Annotated in this window: 20 protein-coding genes; 12 read left to right on the forward strand and 8 right to left on the reverse strand. The window is 70.7% G+C overall.

Annotation, left to right across the window (positions count from 1 at the left end):
* Positions 1 to 88 precede the first annotated feature (88 nt).
* Positions 89 to 394: a hypothetical protein gene (locus NL114_RS12165; protein WP_254821185.1), complete on the forward strand. Its 306-nt coding sequence runs from the start codon at positions 89 to 91 to the stop codon at positions 392 to 394.
* Between the two features lie 266 nt (positions 395 to 660).
* Here the strand turns inward: NL114_RS12165 and NL114_RS12170 are convergent, their stop codons facing one another.
* Complete coding sequence (locus tag NL114_RS12170; protein WP_254821186.1) at positions 661 to 1,692, reverse strand: nucleoside recognition protein; 1,032 nt, start codon at positions 1,690 to 1,692, stop codon at positions 661 to 663.
* Between the two features lie 165 nt (positions 1,693 to 1,857).
* Between NL114_RS12170 and NL114_RS12175 the strand changes: the two genes are divergently transcribed.
* The 5 genes from NL114_RS12175 (at position 1,858) to NL114_RS12195 (ending at position 4,688) form a co-directional block, all read left to right on the forward strand.
* The gene (locus tag NL114_RS12175) at positions 1,858 to 2,265 is read left to right on the forward strand and encodes a hypothetical protein (RefSeq protein ID WP_254821187.1); all 408 of its coding nucleotides are present in this window, start codon (positions 1,858 to 1,860) and stop codon (positions 2,263 to 2,265) included.
* Positions 2,266 to 2,396: 131 nt separating this feature from the next.
* A complete protein-coding gene (locus NL114_RS12180) occupies positions 2,397 to 2,819 on the forward strand; it encodes a hypothetical protein (protein WP_254821188.1) in 423 nt (140 codons plus the stop codon).
* A gap of 90 nt (positions 2,820 to 2,909) precedes the next feature.
* Entirely contained in the window at positions 2,910 to 3,290 is a 381-nt protein-coding gene (locus NL114_RS12185) for a hypothetical protein (RefSeq protein ID WP_254821189.1), read from the forward strand.
* Between the two features lie 103 nt (positions 3,291 to 3,393).
* On the forward strand, positions 3,394 to 4,287 hold the full coding sequence (locus tag NL114_RS12190; protein WP_254821190.1) for an EamA family transporter: 894 nt from the start codon (positions 3,394 to 3,396) through the stop codon (positions 4,285 to 4,287).
* Positions 4,288 to 4,334: 47 nt separating this feature from the next.
* Complete coding sequence (locus tag NL114_RS12195; RefSeq protein ID WP_254821191.1) at positions 4,335 to 4,688, forward strand: hypothetical protein; 354 nt, start codon at positions 4,335 to 4,337, stop codon at positions 4,686 to 4,688.
* A gap of 24 nt (positions 4,689 to 4,712) precedes the next feature.
* On the opposite strand, the gene NL114_RS12200 is transcribed toward NL114_RS12195, so the two are convergent.
* Positions 4,713 to 5,666, reverse strand: a complete 954-nt coding sequence (locus tag NL114_RS12200; RefSeq protein WP_254821192.1) for an AAA family ATPase — start codon at positions 5,664 to 5,666, stop codon at positions 4,713 to 4,715.
* 137 nt (positions 5,667 to 5,803) lie between these two features.
* Here NL114_RS12200 and NL114_RS12205 point away from each other — a divergent pair, with 137 nt between their 5' ends.
* Positions 5,804 to 6,241 (forward strand): RidA family protein, encoded by a 438-nt coding sequence (locus NL114_RS12205; protein ID WP_254821193.1) that lies wholly within the window; start codon positions 5,804 to 5,806, stop codon positions 6,239 to 6,241.
* On the forward strand, positions 6,241 to 7,176 hold the full coding sequence (locus NL114_RS12210) for an ornithine cyclodeaminase family protein (RefSeq protein ID WP_254821194.1): 936 nt from the start codon (positions 6,241 to 6,243) through the stop codon (positions 7,174 to 7,176). The genes NL114_RS12205 and NL114_RS12210 overlap by 1 nt, the downstream gene beginning before the upstream one ends.
* 853 nt (positions 7,177 to 8,029) lie before the next feature.
* Here the strand turns inward: NL114_RS12210 and NL114_RS12215 are convergent.
* A complete protein-coding gene (locus NL114_RS12215; protein ID WP_254821195.1) occupies positions 8,030 to 9,211 on the reverse strand; it encodes a redox-regulated ATPase YchF in 1,182 nt (393 codons plus the stop codon).
* Between the two features lie 89 nt (positions 9,212 to 9,300).
* Between NL114_RS12215 and NL114_RS12220 the strand changes: the two genes are divergently transcribed.
* The gene (locus NL114_RS12220) at positions 9,301 to 9,963 is read left to right on the forward strand and encodes an HAD family hydrolase (RefSeq protein ID WP_254821196.1); all 663 of its coding nucleotides are present in this window, start codon (positions 9,301 to 9,303) and stop codon (positions 9,961 to 9,963) included.
* 13 nt (positions 9,964 to 9,976) lie between these two features.
* Here the strand turns inward: NL114_RS12220 and NL114_RS12225 are convergent, their stop codons facing one another.
* On the reverse strand, positions 9,977 to 10,348 hold the full coding sequence (locus NL114_RS12225; protein ID WP_254821197.1) for a hypothetical protein: 372 nt from the start codon (positions 10,346 to 10,348) through the stop codon (positions 9,977 to 9,979).
* 84 nt (positions 10,349 to 10,432) lie between these two features.
* On the opposite strand from NL114_RS12225, the gene NL114_RS12230 reads away from it, so the two are divergent.
* Positions 10,433 to 10,627, forward strand: coding sequence for a hypothetical protein (locus tag NL114_RS12230; protein ID WP_254821198.1), 195 nt, complete (start codon positions 10,433 to 10,435; stop codon positions 10,625 to 10,627).
* A 33-nt stretch (positions 10,628 to 10,660) separates the two neighbouring features.
* On the opposite strand, the gene NL114_RS12235 is transcribed toward NL114_RS12230, so the two are convergent.
* Together NL114_RS12235 and NL114_RS12240 are read right to left on the reverse strand one after the other, a co-directional pair.
* Positions 10,661 to 12,424, reverse strand: a complete 1,764-nt coding sequence (locus NL114_RS12235) for a hypothetical protein (protein ID WP_254821199.1) — start codon at positions 12,422 to 12,424, stop codon at positions 10,661 to 10,663.
* The gene (locus NL114_RS12240) at positions 12,417 to 13,214 is read right to left on the reverse strand and encodes an ABC transporter ATP-binding protein (protein WP_254821200.1); all 798 of its coding nucleotides are present in this window, start codon (positions 13,212 to 13,214) and stop codon (positions 12,417 to 12,419) included. The genes NL114_RS12235 and NL114_RS12240 overlap by 8 nt, the downstream gene beginning before the upstream one ends.
* Positions 13,215 to 13,306: 92 nt before the next feature.
* On the opposite strand from NL114_RS12240, the gene NL114_RS12245 reads away from it, so the two are divergent.
* On the forward strand, positions 13,307 to 13,891 hold the full coding sequence (locus NL114_RS12245; RefSeq protein WP_254821201.1) for a tRNA (cytidine(56)-2'-O)-methyltransferase: 585 nt from the start codon (positions 13,307 to 13,309) through the stop codon (positions 13,889 to 13,891).
* A gap of 48 nt (positions 13,892 to 13,939) precedes the next feature.
* Entirely contained in the window at positions 13,940 to 14,794 is an 855-nt protein-coding gene (locus NL114_RS12250) for a cytochrome c oxidase subunit 3 (protein WP_254821202.1), read from the forward strand.
* Between the two features lie 66 nt (positions 14,795 to 14,860).
* On the opposite strand, the gene NL114_RS12255 is transcribed toward NL114_RS12250, so the two are convergent.
* Both NL114_RS12255 and NL114_RS12260 read right to left on the reverse strand, forming a co-directional pair.
* Entirely contained in the window at positions 14,861 to 15,487 is a 627-nt protein-coding gene (locus NL114_RS12255) for a DUF7979 domain-containing protein (RefSeq protein ID WP_254821203.1), read from the reverse strand.
* On the reverse strand, positions 15,484 to 17,751 hold the full coding sequence (locus NL114_RS12260; RefSeq protein ID WP_254821204.1) for a DUF6789 family protein: 2,268 nt from the start codon (positions 17,749 to 17,751) through the stop codon (positions 15,484 to 15,486). The genes NL114_RS12255 and NL114_RS12260 overlap by 4 nt, the downstream gene beginning before the upstream one ends.
* Between the last annotated feature and the right edge of the window lie 87 nt (positions 17,752 to 17,838).

The following is a 17,838-nucleotide window of genomic DNA, read 5'->3' on the forward strand; positions in this document are numbered from 1 at the left end:
GACCAAACTGCTGTCGTAGCCCTCGAACAATGCTGGTATCGAATCAAACAGCGAAATAGTTATGTAATCGCGCCGTGTGGGTCCGGGTATGGCAACGTTCACAGTCGAAGGCGAGTCCATGGACGAGATCGGCGACGCACTGAAAGATGAGGGTGTCATCGGCCCGACGGACCCCCGGTTCGAGGAGATGACCGACGACTTCGCGAAGCTCATCGAGGCCGTCGAGGACGCCACCCAGCGCACGAACGGGCGTGGTAACCAGCAGTCGAAGATCGCCGAGTACGCCGGCCTCCACAACCGCTACTCCAGCGAGCAGGTCGGCGACATGCTGGACGTGCTCTCGTACTTCGGCCACGTCGAGAAGGTCGACCGGCGCTACCGCAGCCCGCAGTAACACCCACGAACTTCTCCGTTCTTCCACCCGTCCGCCAGCGGCGCGTGTGTTCCGGGCCTGGAATGGCTCGTTCGTCGGCAGCCTCCTGGCTTCTCGACCATCCGCCAGCACACCACCGATAGGTACGGGGCTGTCGTCGAACGACGGGCTCGTCGCGAGACAGCATCGCAGACCCGATGGCTCGTCCGCTGTCCCGGGGGACCGGCGGTTCTCGTCGGTGCTATGCATCGAGCACGCGATAGAGGTGACGGGACTGGGTAGTTCGACTACAGGCCAGGCAGCGGTGCGTACAGCACCATCGCGACCGCCAGTGCGATCCAGACCACCTTCAGCGCCGTGTTCACGACGACCACCTTGGTGCCGAACTCGGCGCCCCAGATACCGTACTGGAACGGGATGGAGCGCTTGAACGTGGAGACGGCGAACGAGACGATGCCGCCGATGAGCATCGTCGCCACCGCCGCCCGCACCCCGAAGGTGCCGTCCCTGACCAGTGGCGCGAGCACGAGCGCACCGTTGGTCGTGTCGATGGCGTAGACGGCGATGACGGGGACCGCCGCGCCCGGGAGCCCCGTCGCGTCCGAGAGCGGGCCGGCCAGCGACGTGAGGTTCGCGGGGTCGTAGAACCGCGTGAGGAGGACGACCAGCGCGTAGACCAGCGCCAGCCGGGGCAGGATATCGCGGACCTTCTCGGCCCCCGTCCACGCCGCGCCGAGCAGCCGGTCGCGGGTCGTCTCCGGGGACTCCGACGCGGCCGCGGGGTCGCCGCCGTCCGCCTCGACGGCCTCCGGTTCGGCGCCGTCGACGACGGCATCCCCGGCCGCAGGCGGGTCCAGCAGTAGCGCCCCCGCGACGACGCCGGTGAGCGTGATGGCCAGCGCCACGAGCGCCCGCGCGGTGACGTACGCGAGCCCCACGCGGAGGCCGAGGATGGGGATGAGGACGGGCGCGTAGAACGTCGGGATGTGCTGGACGAAGCCGAAGAACGTGTTGATGGTGACGGCGACGAGCGTCGCGCGGTCGTCCATGCGCCCCTCGTCGCGGTACTCGGCGAGCATCCCGTACCCCGCGGTCGTGGAGGCGGCGGTGGTGACGATGGCGGTGCCGGCCTCGTCGGGGAGATTGGCGGGACCGGTGAGCCGGCGCGAGAGCCCCGTCACCTTCTCCAGCAGGCCGAACGAGACCAGCAGGTCGGCCAGCGCGACGCCGATGCCGATGAAGAGGCCGATCTTCGCGACCCGTGGCAGGACCGTGGCGAGGACGTCCCACACGAGCGCGAGGGGCAGGGACGGCTCCATCGACCGGAGACACGGGCGCGAACGACAAGTCGCTGACCATCCGGTCTGCGGAGACGCTCGGCATCCTATGCATCTGAATGGGATAGGAAGTTTCCAGACTCCACTGAAAAGCACACAATGGTATCTAGTGGATATCTACAGGTTGTTCCCTCTCCGAGTCGAGGTATGGCCCGAGAGATGCGGCCCACCGGCATCGTGCGGGAGTCGGACAGCGGCGGCACCGACGTGCGTGCCGCCCGGGCGGCGGTGTGGCATCTGCTCCCATCGGAGCGGGCTGTCTCGCGGTGGACGGCGCGACTGCTCTACGTGGGCGTCGCGTGTCTGGTCATCGGACTGCCGGCGCTCGCCCGACTGGCGTCCCGAGGGGCGGGGCCTGCCGTCCGGTCCGGATTGCTGGCCGTCGGCTACACCTGCCTCGCGCTCGCGGCTGCCGTCCCCGCCGCGTACTGGGCCGCCGTGCTCTGTGTCGGCGTCGGGACGATGCTCCGGCGCCGCTGGCTGCCGGCGTGGCGATGCATCCGGTCGGTCGCTGCCGAACGCGGCCACGACCCGGAGGGATACCTCCGACTCTAAGCGTCGAGTCGCCCACCGACTCACGGTTCGATACGCGCCGTGCATTGAAGTACAGGAGCGGAGTGACCCGACCGTTCAAATACCAGAATACGGGTAGAGCGACCGTTCAAACCCCGTCCCGTGGTATCCCCATGTACATGCTCGGATGGTTCCTGTTGTCGGTGGGTGGGGCGCTCCGGTCGGCCGTCGTGTGGCTCCTCCCGAGGTGGGTATCGGTGCGACGGTGGACCGGCCGACTGCTCGCGGTCGGGGGACTGGCGGTGGCGCTCGGACTCGAGAGTATCGCCGATATCCCCAGCGCCGGCCCCGAAGCCGTGGGGCCGTTCTATCCCGGCGCCGCGGCCATCGGCTTCGTCTGTCTCGTGCTCGCGGTCGCGCTCCCCGTGGCCTACTGGATGGTCGCGTTCGGGACGGCCACGGGGTCGCTGCTCGGTCGCCGGGTGGTCGCGCTCGGCCGGGCGCTGGTGCCCGGCCGCCGCCGGCCCGGAAGCACCGGTCGAACCCGTCGGGGCCATGGGGGGCGCGGGCGCGACCGACAGAGCCGCCCGCGGTGAGAGTACGCTCGTCACCGCAGTCGCCGTCTGCCGTGCGTCTTGCGGATTCGTCCCACGATTGAAGTAGTGTGGGTTGTTATCTCGTGGCACATGGTCGGACGCCTGCTGCTCGCTGCCGGCGGCGGTGTACGCCGAGTGATCGTCTCCGTGCTTCCGTCGTGGGGCACCGTTCGCGGACTGACGTGGCGTCTGTTCGCCCTCGGCCTGCTGCTCGTGGGTATCGGTCTGGAGAGTATCGCCGACATCGCACGGGCCGGACCTGTCGCCACGGGGCCGGTACATTCCGGCTATGCCGCTATCGGGTTCACCTGTCTCTCGCTCGCGGTGCTCGTCCCGGCCACCTATCTGATGGTTGTCTTCGCCATGGCCACCGGCTCGCTGGTCGGCCGTCGCGTGGTCGCCATGGGGCGGGCCGTATCGGCGGTCGGCCGGCGACGAGTCGGCCTGCGACGCCGGACCCGTCCGCGGTGAGTGCGGTTCGATAGCGAACTCCCGGCGCTGGGAACCGGGTGGCGCCGCTACCGACCGGCACCGAACCGGAGGGGCTACCCGTCGGCCGCCGCGACCCTGAGGCGTGTTCGGGTCGCTCCCCGCGGGCGTCGCGCTCGCCGTCGCGGCCGCACTCGCGTTCGGCGCCTACCTCTTCGGTTACAAGCTTGCCTTCGCCCACCTCCCGGCGACGGTCTACGTCGCCGCGAACGAACTCGTCGCGCTGGGCTGGTACGCGCTCATCGCCGCGGCCACGTGGCCCACGGGTGAGCCGCTGGTCCCGCTCGGCTTCGGGCTCCGTGACGGCCTGCTCATCACGGGTGTCGGGCTCGCGGCCGGCGCGGCCACGCTCGTCTCGGTCCGCGCGTTCAAACTGGGCGAGGTCTCCTACGTCGCGCCGCTGAACAAGCTCGTCCCGGCGTTCGTCCTCCCGCTCGAACTCCTCCTGCTGAGCGAGCGTCTCGCCCCGCTCCAGCTCGGCGGCGTGCTGGTCGCGACTGCCGCCATCTACGTCGCCAACTACGAGGGTGGCGGCCTCCTCGCTCCCTTCCGGCGGGCGGCCGCGTACACGCCTGCACGCCTCGCACTCGCGGGTGCGGTGCTGTTCGCAGTCGCGGACGTGGGGACCCGCGCGGCGCTCTCGACGACCGACCTCGTGCCGCAGGCCGTCGCCCTCGCCACCTTCGTCGGTGTCACGGCGGTCTCGCTCCCGCTCGCGGTCCCCCGCGCCCGCGTCGATGCCCTCCGCGAATCGCTCCCGGAGCTGGTCGCGCTCGCGGCCCTCTTCGCCGTCGCCGTCCACCTGACCGTGCTCGCCTTCGACGCGGCTCCGGCCAGCGTCGTCTCGCCGGTCGTGAACACGCAGGCCGTCGTCGCCGTGGTGCTGGGTGGCCTCCTGCTCCGTGAGAAGGGGTTCGGCCGGCGGCTGCTGGCCGCGGTGCTCGCCGTGGTCGGGGTCGCGCTCATCGCGGTCGGATAGCTACCCTCCGGCGGAATCGTTAACACGGTACAGGACGGGACCGCAGTATGGCGGACGTGGCCATCATCATCCTGGCGGGCATCGAGACCGAGGCGGACTACGCGCGGATGTACAACGGGCTCGACGCCGCCGTCTCGCTCTCGCAGAGCGTGACCGACAACGTGCGGCTGGTGTTCGACGGCGCCGGGACGAAATGGATCCCGCGGCTCGAGGAGCCGGACCACGAGTTCCACGACCTGTACCGGGAGGTCGCGGACATCGCGGCCTGCGAGGACTGCGCGAAGACACTCGGGGTGGACGAGGCGCTGGACGCGGAGGGGGTCACCGTCCTGCGGACCCGGGACGACTACACGAGCGTGCTCTCGCTCGTCCGGGACGACTACGAGGTCATCACCTTCTGAGTCGCCCGCCCCAACCGGCCGCAGCTACCGCTGCACCGTCGGCACGGGTACCTCCTCCAGCACCTCGCCGACGATGCTGGCCTGCGAGACGTCGTTGACGCGGGCGTCGGCGGTCAGCACGAGCCGGTGTGCCAGCGTCGGCTGGGCCACCTCGTGCACGTCGTCGGGAGTGGTGTAATCTCGCCCCTGGACCACGGCGTGGGCGCGCGACAGCTCGAACAGGCGCTGCGTGCCGCGCGGGGAGACCCCAACGTCGACCTGCGGGTGCTGGCGGGTCCCCTGTGCGAGGCGTGTCATGTACGTCCGGAGGTCGGGGTCGACGGTGACCCGCTCGGGGACGGCCTGCAACTCGCGGACGTCGTCCGGCGTGAGGACCTGCCACGCCGTCGGCGTATCGTCGTCGCGCTCGGCCCGGCGGTCGAGGATCTCCACCTCGCGGTCGGGCTCGGGGTAGCCGATACTCGACTTGAGGTGGAAGCGGTCGATCTGGGCCTCCGGCAGCGGGAAGGTCCCCTCCTGTTCGATGGGATTCATCGTCGCGATGACGAAGAACGGATCCGGAAGGTGGTGGGTCTCGCCGTCGACGGTGACCTGCCCCTCCTCCATCGCTTCGAGCAGTGCGGCCTGGGTCTTCGGTGGCGCGCGGTTGATCTCGTCGGCGAGCACGACGTTGCCGAAGACGGGGCCGGGATTGAACTCGAACTCGCGGTCGCGCTCGTTGAACACGTACGAACCGGTCACGTCCGCGGGCAGGAGGTCCGGCGTGAACTGGACCCGCGAGAACTCCAGTCCGAGCGCCGTCGCCAGCGCCCGCGCGGTCAGCGTCTTCCCCGTCCCCGGGACGTCCTCCAGTAGCACGTGCCCACCGGCGACGACGCCCGTCACCACCGTCTCCACGAACGACCGGCGCGTGACCACCACGTCCGAGACCGACTCGACGACCTCGGTCGCGCGCTGGCTGGCGTCCGCGAAATCCATATGGCCTGCCTGTCGTGGTGCCGGGGTTTAGGCGTGCCGCTAGATGGTTCGTACGCTGCCGGCCGTTCCGCCCGAAGGACGCGTTCGATCTCCCACCGTCCCGACATCCTTTCCCGCTCGCCCGCACACCCCCGTGCATGCGCAGAACCACCATCGTGCGGGGCGACGCCGACGAGCCGACCGTGGCCAACGGCGTCGTCACGCACCACCCGGACCACGACCGCGTCCGCCTCTCGGGGATGACCTGGCCCGAGGGGACGCCGGCCGAGCAGACCCGGCACCTGCTGGCGTACGTCGAGACGCTCCTGGAGCGCGAGTGCGACGGCGGGATGGCGGACGTGACCTACCTCCGGTTCTTCCTTCGCGAGGCACACGCGACCGAGGAGACGAAGGCGGCCATCGAGGGCGTCGAGCGGGAGTTTTTCGAGGCGCCCGCCCTGCCGGGGACGACGATGGTCGGCGTGGCCGACCTGCTCGTCGAGGGGGCGGCGTTCGAACTCGAGGTCGAGGCGATGGTCCCGACGCGCGAGCGCGAGGTCGAACTGCGGCGGCTCTCGCCGCAGGGGGGCGAGTGATGGCCCGCATCGTCACCGACGACGCCATCCGGGACACCCTCTCGATGCGCGAGGTCGTGAAGACGATGCGGATGGCCTGTCGCGAGCAGGCCCACGGCTCGCTGTACGCGCCGCCGCGGTGGTCGCTGGACGTGCCGGACGGCTCACTCGTCCTGACGGCGGGCGCGGCGATGGGCGTCGGGACGATGGGCTTCCGGGCGTACGAGACGCTCGGACGGGGCCCGGGCCACCAGGGGCTCGTCGCCGTCTGGAACGCCGAGGCCGGCTACTTCGACGGCTGCATCGTCGGGAACCGGGTCGGCCTGCTGCGGACGGCGGGACTCAACGGCGTCGCCGCGGGGGCGCTCGCCCGCGAGGACGCCCGAACGCTCGCGGTCCTGGGAACGGGCCCGCAGGCGCGCCAGGGGGCTCGAGCGGTCTGTGCCGTCCGGGACATCGACACCGTGCGGGTGTTCTCGCCGACGTCGGACCACCGCGAGACGTTCGCCGAGCGGATGCCCGAGAAGCTTGACCTCCCGGCCGAGGCCGTGACGGCCCACGACGACCCCGAACCCGTCGTCCGCGGGGCCGACGTGGTCTACGTCGCGACCGACAGCGAGGAGCCGGTGCTGGAGGCTGACTGGCTCGACGCCGGGACGCACGTCCACACGCTCGGGCCGAAGTGGGCCGACGGGCACGAGCTTCCCCGTGAAGTGTTCGACCGCACGGACGTCGTGGCGACGGACTCGCTGGACCAGGTCGCCGCGTACGAGGACGAGGGCGGATTCGTCGTCGATGACTGGGACGAACGCGTGGTGGAACTCGGCCCTCTCGTGGTGGAGGGCGTCGAGCGCGACCCCGAGGCCCTCACGGTGTTCTGCTCGGTCGGACTGGCCGGGACGGAGGTGGTGCTGGGTGACCGCTACCTGCGCGAACTGGAGCGAGAGGGGAATTGAATCTCCGAAACTGCCATCAAAATACGGATATTCTAACTATTGTTCTAGTATACCTTAATTTTATCAAATATATGTGGTTTTACTGGTATATAGTACACTCTCTCCGATGCCCAGCCTGGAGGTGAGGGAAACTCCTACGAAGCCCTCGCGCGCTTAGGTCCCCGCGACTCGCTGCACTCCTCGCTCCCTACAGTCGCTGCGGTGCTTGCGTCGTCGGGGGAACGCTGAGCGCGCTCGCCCTTCGATTCCGCCAGGATTCCAGTGGCCGGCCGAGCGTTCGCACGTGGTGGTTCCGGGCTAGCAGGGTGTCCCCACACCACCCCGCCCGCTCGCCGGGGCGGTTCGACCCCTCGCCCGCAAGGGGCTCGGGCGTCTCACCGGCAGAGGCGAGCGGGCGCTTCCTGGTTCCGGAACCGGCCGGGCGATTCAGCCGCTCGGCTGGTGCGTGCTCCCCTGTCAGTCGAACCGGCGCGCGCTGGCGAGCGGCAGCCGGCTCTCGCGAGCGGCCTCGTGCCGCGAGCAACCACGCCGGCTGCCGCGTACCTCTAAGCGCGCGAGGGCTGAGAAGCGTAGCGCAGCGAGCATCGCAGGCGGCTGGGGAGGTGTGAGGCCCACGGACCCGACTGACGAATCCGCGGTCCTGGCGGAAAGTCTGAAGGGCGAACCCGCTCCGCGGGGCCCCGAGGAAGCAAGCACTGCACCACATGCCCGGAACGGCGGGTGAGCGACAGCGAACCCGCCGCAGGCCCGGAATGGGAAGCGCGCAGCGACTCGCGGCCTCCGGAGCGGGTGAGGGCTTCAGTAGCCGCCCCGATTCCGCCGAACGCACCCGGTCAACGATTCTCCCTGTCCCCTAGTTCGCCGTGGAGACGATCTTCACCACGTCCCCCTCGCTCAACTCGTGGTCCTCACCGATGCGACGGTTCTCCCGGGCGTCGACGGCATGCAGATACCCATCGCCGATGTCCGAGTGCACCGCGTACGCCAGATCTTTCGGCGTCGACCCCTCCGGCAGCAGGAACGCGTCGGGCAGCGTGTTCCCCTGGCCGTCGGTCCAGTGGGTCTCGTTCTGCACCGGGTACGCGGTGAAGTGGTCGAGCAGGTCGTAGACGGCGTAGTTCAGCGCCGTCTGGACGCCCGTGCCGCCGAACTCCCCCATCACGCCGCGGATCTGCTCCAGACCCTGCGCCTGCGCGTCGCTCAGGTCGGCGACGATGTCGAAGTCCGCGTCGCCGGGGTCGTAGTCGACGGCGCCCTTCTCGACCGCCCGGCGGAGCGCGAGTTCCCCCTCGGCGGTCGTCGGAATCACGTGCTCGGCCGCGTCCTGCAGGCGCTCGATGTTCTCGTCGCTCGCGATATCGGCCTTGTTGGCGACGACCACGAGCGGCTTCGTCTGCGCACGGAGGTCGCGTGCGAGGCGCTCGCGGTCCTCGTCCTCCCACGAGAACGGGTCGTCCGGGTACTCCATGTTCCGCAGCACCATCATCACGTCGTACTCCGTGGCGCCGACACCGGTCAGCATCTCCGTCAGGGCCTCCTCCTGGTCGAACTCGGGCGAGCGGGACTTGCGCTGGATGGCCTCCCAGTTCTTCTCGACGATGCTGGCCAGCCACAGGTCCAGCTCCTCCTGGATGAACTCCACGTCCTCGACGGGGTCGTACTCGCCGACCTCGACCGGTTCGCCCTCGGCGTTCGTCCCGCCGGAGGCGTCGACGACGTTGAGGATGACGTCCGCGCCGGTGAGCGCGTCGAGGAACTGGTTGCCGAGGCCGCGCCCCTCGTGCGCGCCCGGAACGAGGCCGGCCACGTCGAGCAGTTCGACCGGGACGTAGCGCTTCCCGTCGTGGCAGTTGTCGTTGCCGCACCGCTCCTCGCGGTCGAGACAGGGACAGCGCGTCCGGGCGTGGGTCACCCCGCGGTTCGGGTCGATGGTGGTGAACGGGTAGTTGCCGACATCGACGTCCGCGAGCGTCGCCGCCGTGTAGAACGTGGACTTGCCCGCGTTGGGCTTGCCCGCCAGCGCGACCGAGAGCATACCCCACCCACCCGGGCGGGCGGGTTGGCGCTTTCGGTCCCGCCGGGTCGTCACAACACACATCACCGGCGGGAGCGACTGGTACGCCAGTGACAACCGCCGTCCACTTCGACCTCGACGGGACCCTGCTCCAGTTCACCCGCCCGTACGGGACCTTCGTGGCGGAGGTGCTGGACACGCACCTCGGGCGGGCCCCGGACGAGCTGGTCGAGGCCTACGACGAGGCGTTCTACGAGCGGTTCGTGTCGATGGAGCCGGCGCCCGTCCGCGGGGCCATGCGGGCCGTCGTCGAGCAGGCCCACGAGGACGGCTACCCGGTCGGCGAGCCGAACGTCGACGAGATGGTGGCGACGCTCTCGCGCGCGGAGTACGCCGGGATGCGTGTGAGCGAGGGCGTCCCGGCCCTGCTCGACCGGCTCGACGCGGCGGGCTGCCGGCTGGGCGTCCTCACCAACGGGCTCCCGGAGTGGCAGACCGGCAAGCTCGACACGCACGGGTTGACCGACCGCTTCGAGGCCGTCGTCACCTCCTACGGTGCGGGGGCGCACAAGCCCGACGCCGCTATCTTCGCGGAAGCCGCCGAGCGCATCCCTGCCGACCGGCACGTGATGGTCGGTGACGACTTCGAGCCGGACGTACAGGGCGCTCGCGACGCCGGCTGGTCGGCCATCCACCTCGACGGCATCACCGGCGCCCGTGCGGGCTCCATCGCGGACCTGGAGGCGACGCTCGCGCTGCTCGGTGGGGAGTGACGGGCCGCAGGGGTTACGTCCAGTTGCGCTCGTCGAAGACCAGCTCCGACAGGCGCGAGGCGAGCGCCCGGGCCTCGCGCTCGCTGGGCTGGTGGACCTCGCCGGAGACGGGGCCCACGTCCCCGCCGATGCGCTCGGTCTGTGAGCCCGTATCGGCGCGTCGCTCCAGCCGGCGGTAGTCGAGGACGCTGTCACGGAGCCGCTGGAGCGTCGCGTCGGAGAGTTCGCGGTCGAGATGCTGGAGGTCGTAGCGGACGATCCAGCCCCGGCTGGCGTCGCGCACGGCGACGACGGGCTGGTCCCGTCCGGCGCAGCGCTCCCAGACGGCGCGTTGCTCGTCGGGCGTCTCGTAGACGGGGACGTGCCCCGCGGCGAGGTGGTCCATGCCGTCGTTTCGGGTCGAACGGGTCTGTGTCTTCGGGTCGTGGCCGCCACGGGAGTGAAGTGGCCCGGCAGCGAGCGTCCGCCCGTGTTCGACGAGTTCCCAGCCGACCCCCGCGACCCTCGCTTCGTCGCTGCTGTGGCGGGCGTGCTATCGACCGGCGCCCTGTACGCCTACACCGCGACGACGGACGTACTGGCGACGGGGACCGTCTCGTTCGTCCTGCTGGCCGTCTTGCTCCCGACGACGGTCGCGTACTGGCTGGCGCGGACGCTGTTCTGAGTGGCCGTGGCCCCGACGCCCGCGGCCATCGGCTCAGTCCAGCTGGCAGTCGTCGAACCGGCGGGCTGCCCGCCGATAGCCGCGGTACCCGGCCAGCGCGACCAGCGCGAGCGGCCCGGCGTAGCCGACCGCACGGACGGCGGGGAGTGGCACCGAGCGAATCGGCGGCGCGGCTGCGGCGACCGTCCGTGCCAGCCCCGCGGTCGGCAATCCCTGCTCGGCCAGCACGGAGAGCACCAGTGCGGGGAGCCACGAGACGAGCGCCGCGCACAGCGCCCGCGCCACGTCGGGGGCGAGCAGCGAGACGGCCGCCACGGCGCCCGCGAGCCCGACGCCGAGCGAGTAGACGGCGACCGCCGACAGCGCCGGGGGGATGACCTCGCGCGACCGGCCCACGGTGACCGCGTCGAACCGGGGGAACCGTGTGCCGACGCCCGGCGCGAGGCCGACCGCGCCGAGCGAGAGGACGAGCGCCAGTCCGACCAGTCCGGCAGCGTCGAGCGGCGCGTGCCCCGCGGCGACGACACCAACCGCGGTGACCAGCGTCGCCAGCGGGACACCCACCAGTAGCCCCGGCAGGCACAGTCCCCGGACGAACCGACGGCCGCCGACCGTCGACAGCAGCGTCGCTGGGAGGAGGGGTGCCTCGTCGCCCAGTGGGTTGAGGCCGAACGCCGCCCCCGACAGCCACGCCAGTGCGAGTGCGAGCACGACCGGGGCGAGGTCGAGCCCCACGCCGCCGCTCGCGCCAGCGTAGCTCAGCAGCGTCGACCCGACGATGAGCAGCGGTGCCAGCAGGAAGGAGAGCCGCGCGGGCTGGCGACGGGTCCGGACCAGCGCCAGCTGGGCCACCCGCCGGGTCGGCTGCCCCCCGAATGCGGGCACCGACAGCGGGGCGACGGCCGCCGCCAGGGCGTCGCGGCCGTCGGCGACGGGCGCCGCGACCTCGTCGGACTCCCCATCGTCGGTCGGGTACACCGGGTCGGTGTACCAGTAGGCGGTCGTGACCCGCGTGGCGACGCTGCCGAGTGCCCCGGCGGCGAGCGGGGTGCCGACGGCGACCGCGGCGGCCCGGAGGGTCGACCCGCCGACCGGCGAGCCAGCGACGAGCAGGTCGGCGACCCATCCCGGCGGGAGCACGCCGAGGAGGGCCATGTCAACGGGGACGCCGACGGACCCCAGCTGGAAGGCCATGTAGCCGCCGAAGAACGCGAGCACGAGGATGCTCCCCAGCGCGGTCTTGTGCCGCGCGACGAACGGAACCGTGGCGACCAGCAGCGCTGCCGTCCAGCCCAGCGTCACCCCCACGACGACCGCCGTCACGACGAAGCAGCCGACCGCGAACGGGACCGCCACCGCCGCGAGGAGGGCACCGGTCGCGTAGACGAACGCGCCGGTCAGCACGAGCACCGGGACGGCGACCACCGTCAGCGCCCGGAGCGTCTCGGCGACGACGAGCCCCACGGCCGCGGTTCGGGCCGACACGGTCGTCAACACGAGCGCCTCGGCGTCGACGCGGTCGTACAGCGATATCGCCCGCTGGCCGACGATGAACGTCAGGAACAACCAGAACAGCGCCAGGTTCCCGCGGACGCCGTCGCCGACCCGGACCCCCGAGAGGTCGCCGGCCACGGCGACAAGGAGGTAGACGCCGAGCGAGAGCGCGAGCAGGCCGAACAGCGCGCCGACGCCGTACAGAGCGAGGCGCGCGGCGTCGGTCCGTGTCGCCCGAACCGAGCGACGCCACTCGACGAACCCGACCCGCAGCGCGTGGCGGGACCACCCCGTCTCAGCCATCCGTGGACTCCTCGGCTGCAGCCGGTTCCTCCGCAGCGGCCTCGCTCGCGGGGTCCTCGGCGGTCACCTCCAGGAACACCTCCTCCAGCGTGCGGTCCCCGGCACCGTCGCCCTCGGCGCGGCGCTTCAGCTCGGTGGGTGGTCCCTCGGCCACCAGCCGGCCATCGGAGAGGACACCCACCGTGTCGGCGTGCTCGTCGACCACCGGGAGCACGTGCGTCGAGAGGAAGACGGTCGTCCCGCCGTCGGCGAGCCGGTCGAGCGTGTCCCGGAGCGTCCGGGCCGCCCGTGGGTCCAGCCCGTTGGTCGGCTCGTCGAGGAACAGGACCGGCGGCTCGTGAAGGACCGCCTGGATGAACCCGAGCTTCCGGCGCATCCCGCTGGAGTACCCCTCGATGCGACGGTCGAGCGCATCCAGGTCGAGGAGGTCGGTCAGCTCGGCCACCCGCTCTCGTGTCCGCTCGTCGGGCAGGTCCCGCAGCCCGGCCACGTAGGTGAGCTGTTCGCGCCCGGTCAGTTCGTCGTACAGCGGCGGCTCCTCGGGCAGATAGCCGATACGGGCGGCGACGGCGTCGCGGTCCGTGATGTCGGCCCCTGCGACGGTGGCCGTCCCGCTCGTCGGCCGAGAGAGCGTGGTCAGCAGGCGCATCGTGGTCGTCTTCCCGGCACCGTTCGGTCCGAGGAATCCGTACACCGTTCCCCCGGTGACCGACAGGGACAGCGACTCCAGAGCGGTCACCGACCCGTACCGCTTGGTGAGTTCGGTCGTCTCGATGGCAGCGGAGGGCATTCGACGAGTGTTGAACGAGCGTTCAGATAAAGCTCGGCCATCGGGGTCCGGGAAGCGACAGGTCTACCCCCCCGCGCCGACCAGTCGGGGGCATGCAGGGTGAACCGGAGGTGGCGGTGCTCCGACTCGGCCACCGGCCGGGACGGGACGACCGGATGACCACCCACGTCGGGCTGACGGCGCGCGCGCTGGGTGCCGACCGCGTGGTCCTCCCGGATGAGGCGACCGGTCCCGCCGGCACCATCCGCGATATCACGGGTCGTTTCGGCGGCCCCTTCGAGGTGGAGGTCCGCGATGACTGGCGGCCCGTCCTCCGGGACTGGCCCGGCGCCGTCGTCCACCTCACGATGTACGGGCTCCCCGTACAGGACGTGGAGACGGAGGTGCGCGCGGACCATCGGGAGGGACCCGTGCTGGTGGTGCTGGGCGCCGAGAAGGTACCGTTCGAGGTGTACGACCGCGCGGACTACAACATCGGTGTCACGAACCAGCCCCACTCCGAGGTCGCGGGGCTGGCCGTCTTCCTCGACCGGCTGTTCGAGGGTCGCGAACTCGACCGCGAGTGGGCCGATGCGGACCGCCGGGTGGTGCCGACGGAGACGGGCAAGCAGGTCGTCCCGCTGGACGAGGCGGGGGGCGGCGACACCAGCGACGACACCAGCGACGACGGCGAGTGACGCACGGCGACACGACGGTTTATGCCGCCCGGCCGACATCCCGCGCGTATGGGCACGAGCGAGGTGGCCGGCGGTCACGTCGACGACGAGTCCGGAGACGGTGACGGCGCCCACGCCGAGGACGGGCACGACCACAACAGCCCCTGGCCGACGCTCACGGCGTTCGCGGCGGCGGCGCTGTACGCCGGTATCGGCCTCGCCTTCGTCGGCCTCGACCTCGTCCCGTTCCCGCTGGCGGCCGGCCTCGCGGGCGTCGGGGCGCTGGGCTTCCTCGTCGGCATCGCGGGGTGGGTCCACGAGGCGTTCGGCCCCGCCACGGATGCGGCGGGAGCGGCCGACCGGCGCTCGCTCTACTGGGGCACCACGGTCCTCTTTCTCGTCTCCGACGTGGCGACGTTCCTCGGTGGCTTCGTCTACTACGCCTTCGTCCGCGTCGGGGCGTGGCCGCCCTCGGAACTGCCGCCCCTGCTGAGTTCGCTCGTCGCCATCAACACGGCGCTCCTGATACTGAGCAGTGTCACGCTCCACTACGGCCACGAGGCGCTCCGCGAGGGCCGTCGACGGCGGTTCCTCGGTCTCCTGGGCCTGACGACGGCGCTCGGCGCGGTGTTCGTCGGCGGGCAGGCGCTGGAGTACTACGAGTTCGTCCACGCGGAGGGGTTCACGCTCGCCAGCGGCGGCTTCGCCAGCGCCTTCTACGGCCTGACCGGCCTGCACGGCCTCCACGTGGCCGCCGGCGTGGTGATGCTCGCGGTGGTGTTCGTGCGGGCGCTCCGGGGCGCGTACGGGCCCGAACGTGACACCGGCATCCGGACCGTCTCACTCTACTGGCATTTCGTGGATGTGGTCTGGATATTCCTCGTACTCGTTCTGTATGTCGGAGCAGCTGGAATACCGTTCTGAATCTCGGAGATATCCACCGAACGTTGGCGCGTATACCGGAGCGTGGCGTGCCGTCCGTCCAGTCGGTCACTCCCGGATGCGCTCTTCGAGGGCCACCAGTCGCCGATATCCGGGCGGCGTGAGGATACCGACGATGCCCAGCGCGATGGCGAAGACGCCGAGCGGGAACTGGAGCGGGGCCGTCCCGAAGCAGGGGTGTTCGGCGACGATGGTGGCGTAGTAGGTGCGGCCGTCCGTGTCCTCGATGAGCGTCCCGTTCTCGAACGCCGGGCGATGCGGGACCTCCCCTCGGACGTGGGCCTCGCCGACCGGGTCGTCCAGCGCCCGCCGGAACGCCGCGCGCTCGCGCGGTGCCAGCTCCTCGACTGTGAGCCGGGTGAGGCTGTCGGGCGGCGGGCCCTGGAACTGCTCGGCGGCCGGGTCGACGGAGATAGAGGGGTCGCCACAGTCCGCGATGTCCTCCTGGATGAGGCCGTACGCGCCCGGGACGGCGGCGCCGATGCCGACCGCCACGAGGAGGATGCCGATGAACGGGGCGCCGTAGGTGAACAGGGTCGCACCGACCGTGTCGCCGCTCACGTCCGGCGGGCCCGTCGGTGGCGCGTCGCTCGCGTCCTCGCGGGCCTCGTCGCGCCGCTCGCCGCTCACGGGGCTGGTGTCGCCCTGCCCATCGCCGCCCGCGCCATCGCTCACGACGCCATCCCCTCCACGTTGCGCCGACGGAGGTACTGGAACGTCACCGTCAGGCCGAGGCCGTAGGCCCAGTGGGCCACGAGCACGAAGCCGATGTAGCCGAGCAGTTCGAGTCCGGACTGGCCGGTGTAGAAGGCGATGACGAACCCGGTCGAGATGATGGTCGCGAAGGTCAGCCCCGTCTCGAACAGCAGTCGGCCGGGGAGGTACTCCTGGAACGTGAGGAAGAGGAGCGGCCACGTCACGGTACCGCCGACGAGGAAGAGGGCCGCACCCAGCAGCGGGCTCGCCGGAAGTCCGACCAGGGTCGCCAGCTCACCGAACGAGGCCGGGTCCAGCACGCCGACGAGAGCGGCCGTCCCGAGGCCACCGGTCATCAGGACGGTGCCGACCAGTCCACCGACCACGCCGAGGGCGGCGTTCCGCGAGACCGTCCGGCCGACGCTCCCGACCGCACCACCGAGCAGCGACGTGGGCTCGGCCTCCGGCGCGTAGGAGCGCCGGGTCGATTCGGGCTCGGCGGGCTCCATGTCGTACTGCGCGACCAGCCGGTCCTCGAACCACTGCCACTCGCGCGTGAACTGTCCGGTCGCCTTCAGTTCCCACGGGTCCGTCGTCCGGACGGGCTGGCCCCGCCAGTAGGAGGCGACCATGTTGTAGAGCCACAGCAGGACCGCGAGGCCGATGACGTACGCCCCGACGGTGGCGAGCTGCTGGGCGACCTGGAACTCCGGCGGGTAGATGGCCTGCCGGCGCGGGAGGCCGAGACCGCCCACGACCAGCATCGTCGTGAACGTGACCGTCGACCCGAAGACGAGGAGGACGGACTGGAACTGCGCCAGCCGGCGGTCGTACCACCGGCCCGTGATGAGCGGGTACCAGTAGTAGCCCGCCGCCATCATCAGGAACGGGATGATGCCGACCACGATGAGGTGGAAGTGGCCGACCACGTAGTAGGTGCCGTGATACAGGATGTCGACGGGGATGACCGCGAGGAAGACACCGGTGACGCCGCCGATGATGAACGTGCCGATGGCCCCCGCCGAGAGGATGAACGGCGCCGAGAGCCGGATGTCGCCGTCCCACATCGTCGTGAGCCAGTTGAACACCTTGATGGCGCTCGGCACGGCGATGGCGATGGAGATGGCCATGAAGCTCGCGCGGATGCGCGGGTCGATACCCGTCGTGAACATGTGGTGGGCCCAGACGGAGAACGACAGCACGCCCAGCCCCAGTGTGGAGTAGACGATGAAGCGGTAGCCGAACAGCTTCCGCCCGACGAACTTCGGCAGGATGGTGCTCAGCAGCCCCGTCGCGGGCAGGAAGAGGATGTAGACCTCCGGGTGGCCCCAGAACCAGAACAGGTGCTGCCACAGGAGGGGGCCGCCACCGTCGCCGGTAAAGAACGTCGTCCCGAGGTTCCGGTCGAGCAGGAGCATCACGAGCGCCGCACCCAGCAGCGGGAATGCGAACAGCGCGAGCGCGCTCGTGACGAGCATGTTCCACGAGAAGATGTCGAGGTTCCCCCAGTGAACCCCGTCGGCGCGTTCGTAGACGACGGTCGCGATGAAGTTGATGGCGCCGACGGTGGTGGCGATGCCGCTGAGATGCAGGCCCAGGAGGAGGAGGTCCAGCTGTGGGTTCTGACTCCGCACGGAGAGCGGCGCGTACAGCGTCCAGCCGACGCTGACCTCGCGGAGCGTGAAGAAGAAGGCCGCGTCCACCCAGGGCGCGAGTCGGCTCAGGAGCTGGCCGGCGACCTGGACGAACAGGCCGCCCCGCACGAGCAGCAGCGACGGCGGGAGCAACCAGAAGCCGATGGCGTTCAGCCGGGGGAACGCCATGTCGTCGGCGCCGATGAGCAGCGGCAGGACGTAGTTGCCGATGCCGAAGAAGACGGGGACGACGAAGAAGATGAGCATCGTCAACCCGTGGGTCGTGAACAGCGCGTTGTACGTCTCGGGCGTCCAGATGTCCGCGGGCGGCGTCAGCAACTCGGTTCGAAGCATCATCGCGTCCACGCCGCCCCACAGCGCCGCGACGGTCCCGAAGTAGATGTACAGCAGGCCGATGTCGCGGTGGTCGGTCGTCGTGAGGTAGTGGACGAGTCGCTCGCGCAGGCGACCCAGCTCCAGGGCTAGCCCCTCGCGGGTGGGGTAGCCACCGTCGCTCTCGATGGTCGACCGGCGCGACCGGACCCACAGCCCCAGCACCGCCAGCCCGAGCACCGCGAGCGCGCCGACCTCGACGAACGCACGGTTCATCGCTGGACCCCCGCGCGCCTGGAGTGGGCGGTCATCGTCCGGGCGTGCCGCGGCCTCGCACATAAATCCGGCCGACGGGGCGGGGAC

This window comes from Haloglomus halophilum (assembly GCF_024298885.1).
GTDB classification, from domain to species: Archaea; Halobacteriota; Halobacteria; order Halobacteriales; family Haloarculaceae; genus Haloglomus; species Haloglomus halophilum.